Below are 3,216 nucleotides of genomic sequence, written 5' to 3'. Positions count from 1 at the left end.
GGGAGTTCCCCGAGACTACGTTCGGCCGGAGCCACCGACGGAACCGGAGCCGAGCCAAGGGCGGGCCTACTTTTTGGAAAAAAAGCGCCGCCACCAACAGCAACTCGACTACCAACGGCAACAAACCCGGGAGTGGCAACAATTTCTCGATGCGATCGGCCACACCTACCCCAACTGGGTGAGAGTCCCACCCCAAGCTGGGACGGAACGCATTTACATACTCATCCCCCGCGAGAGGGAATCGACCCTGATCGAGTGGTGGCATCAACAGCAACAGAATATGAGTGCCTGGGAGCTCAATCTCAGCCCGGCGCTGCCCCCCTACCATTTCTTATAAGTTGTTGGGCTTAGATCCTTCCCGAGTCCCCCACCCTTACCCCCGGATATATATATGCTGCGATCGCCCCCGAGTCCCCGGCCCAACTGACCCCGTCCGACTCGCCCCGTCCCCGGAGTCCCATTTCAGTCTTCCGGGGGGCGTCCACTCCGTGGAAGGAGACATCATCCCCCAAAAGTCAAAAAAAAATTTCGAGGCGAAACCCCTGTTGGGAGGGCGTTGCGGCTGTCGCCCGCAAAAAAAATCAAAAATTTTCCCAAAAAGTGTTGACAATCCCATAGGGTTCGGCTACATTGGTAAATGCGCTCGACGGAGAGGCAACGAACCGGACAGCGCCCGAACCTAGACAAATCAATAGTTTGAAAGCTTAATGACCACCCCGGGTCAACAAAATTAAGAGTCGCTTTCAGCTCGCTGAGAGATGACTCGATTCTAAGCCAGGAGTTCGGAAAAAGCAAGCCGAACTCATCGCTCAAAAGGTGGACTTTCGAGTTCACACCACGGAGAGTTTGATCCTGGCTCAGGATGAACGCTGGCGGTCTGCTTAACACATGCAAGTCGAACGGGCTCTTCGGAGCTAGTGGCGGACGGGTGAGTAACGCGTGAGAATCTGCCTCCAGGACGGGGACAACAGAGGGAAACTTCTGCTAATCCCGGATGAGCCGCAAGGTGAAACGATTAATCGCCTGGAGATGAGCTCGCGTCTGATTAGCTAGTTGGGGGGGTAAAAGCCCACCAAGGCGACGATCAGTAGCTGGTCTGAGAGGACGATCAGCCACACTGGGACTGAGACACGGCCCAGACTCCTACGGGAGGCAGCAGTGGGGAATTTTCCGCAATGGGCGCAAGCCTGACGGAGCAAGACCGCGTGGGGGAGGAAGGCTCTTGGGTTGTAAACCCCTTTTCTCAAGGAAGAAGTTCTGACGGTACTTGAGGAATCAGCCTCGGCTAACTCCGTGCCAGCAGCCGCGGTAATACGGAGGAGGCAAGCGTTATCCGGAATGATTGGGCGTAAAGCGTCCGCAGGTGGCCGTTCAAGTCTGCTGTCAAAACCAGGGGCTCAACTCCTGACCGGCAGTGGAAACTGAACAGCTAGAGTGCGGTAGGGGCAGAGGGAATTCCCGGTGTAGCGGTGAAATGCGTAGAGATCGGGAAGAACACCGGTGGCGAAAGCGCTCTGCTGGGCCGCAACTGACACTCAGGGACGAAAGCTAGGGGAGCGAATGGGATTAGATACCCCAGTAGTCCTAGCCGTAAACGATGGAGACTAGGTGTTGCCTGTATCGACCCGGGCAGTGCCGAAGCTAACGCGTTAAGTCTCCCGCCTGGGGAGTACGCACGCAAGTGTGAAACTCAAAGGAATTGACGGGGGCCCGCACAAGCGGTGGAGTATGTGGTTTAATTCGATGCAACGCGAAGAACCTTACCAGGGCTTGACATGTCCGGAACCCCGGGGAAACTCGGGGGTGCCTTCGGGAGCCGGAACACAGGTGGTGCATGGCTGTCGTCAGCTCGTGTCGTGAGATGTTGGGTTAAGTCCCGCAACGAGCGCAACCCTCGTCCTTAGTTGCCAGCATTAAGTTGGGCACTTTAGGGAGACTGCCGGTGACAAACCGGAGGAAGGTGGGGATGACGTCAAGTCATCATGCCCCTTACGTCCTGGGCGACACACGTACTACAATGGGGAAGACAAAGGGTAGCCAAGACGCGAGTCCGAGCCAATCCCAGAAACTTCTCCTCAGTTCAGATTGCAGGCTGCAACTCGCCTGCATGAAGGAGGAATCGCTAGTAATCGCAGGTCAGCATACTGCGGTGAATCCGTTCCCGGGCCTTGTACACACCGCCCGTCACACCATGGAAGTTAGCCATGCCCGAAGTCATTACTCTAACCGTTCGCGGAGGAGGGTGCCGAAGGCAGGGCTGATGACTGGGGTGAAGTCGTAACAAGGTAGCCGTACCGGAAGGTGTGGCTGGATCACCTCCTTTTTAGGGAGACCCACTTCGAGAATCGCGCTATCACTTAAAGCCGAATCTTGAGGTCATCCTCAGGTCGGACGGGGGACGGTCAAAGAGCTTTCAAACTATGATCGGGTTCGGAACATGGGCTATTAGCTCAGGTGGTTAGAGCGCACCCCTGATAAGGGTGAGGTCCCTGGTTCAAGTCCAGGATGGCCCACCTCAGCCGAGGACTGGGGGTATAGCTCAGTTGGTAGAGCGCTGCCTTTGCACGGCAGAAGTCAGCGGTTCGAGTCCGCTTACCTCCACTCTCCCAATCGTCAATGAGATGAACAGGAGAAACAGTGGAGAGCGTCAACTGCCAAAAAACGAACGGTGCAGCTCCTCAATCGTGGAATTCACTTCCCGAGTCAGGAAGCTGGACATCAGTTCCAGCCAGAACCTTGAAAACTGCATAGAGAAAAGTCATAGGTGTAGGGAAAACGTCGAAAAAGACAGTCCCAAAAAGTAGTGGTCAAGCTACAAAGGGCTAACGGTGGATCCCTAGGCACACAGAGGCGAAGAAGGACGTGGCGACCCACGAAAGGCTTCGGGGAGCTGGAAGCAAGCATTGAGCCGAAGATATCCGAATGGGGCAACCCAACAACGGCTGGCTGAATCCATAGGCCAGTTCGAGCGAACCCGGTGAACTGAAACATCTTAGTAGCCGGAGGAAGAGAAAGCAAAAGCGATTTCCTCAGTAGCGGTGAGCGAACGGGAAACAGCCTAAACCCATCGGTTTACCGGTGGGGGTAGTGGGACGGCCATCAGAGACCGGAACGGCTAAACGAAGCAGTTGAAAACTGCACCAGAGAAGGTGAAAGTCCTGTAGTTGAAAGCCCGAACGGCTCGGCCGCATCCCGAGTAGCACGGAGCCCGTGAAA

Annotated in this window: 1 protein-coding gene, 2 tRNA genes and 2 rRNA genes (1 of these 5 running past the window's edge); all 5 read left to right on the top strand. The window is 55.7% G+C overall.

The features are described from left to right. Nucleotides 1–337 (top strand): GvpL/GvpF family gas vesicle protein (locus tag LKE08_RS04455; protein WP_324702988.1); only part of this gene is annotated, 337 nt, incomplete at its 5' end. A 497-nt stretch (nucleotides 338–834) separates the two neighbouring features. Beyond that, nucleotides 835–2,323 (top strand): 16S ribosomal RNA (locus tag LKE08_RS04450). Nucleotides 2,324–2,439: 116 nt separating this feature from the next. Continuing rightward, nucleotides 2,440–2,513 (top strand) — tRNA-Ile (locus LKE08_RS04445). A 15-nt stretch (nucleotides 2,514–2,528) separates the two neighbouring features. Then, nucleotides 2,529–2,601 (top strand) — tRNA-Ala (locus LKE08_RS04440). A gap of 204 nt (nucleotides 2,602–2,805) precedes the next feature. Beyond that, a 23S ribosomal RNA gene (locus LKE08_RS04435) occupies nucleotides 2,806–3,216 on the top strand; it runs 2,470 nt beyond the window's last position. The 16S and 23S rRNA genes sit together here with 2 tRNA genes alongside, the layout of an rRNA operon.

Origin of the sequence: Lyngbya sp. CCY1209 (assembly GCF_035615495.1) — a bacterium.
GTDB lineage: Bacteria > Cyanobacteriota > Cyanobacteriia > Cyanobacteriales > Microcoleaceae > Limnospira.
Note: the sequence above shows the minus strand (reverse complement) of the source record. Positions and strands in the feature narration are given on the sequence as shown.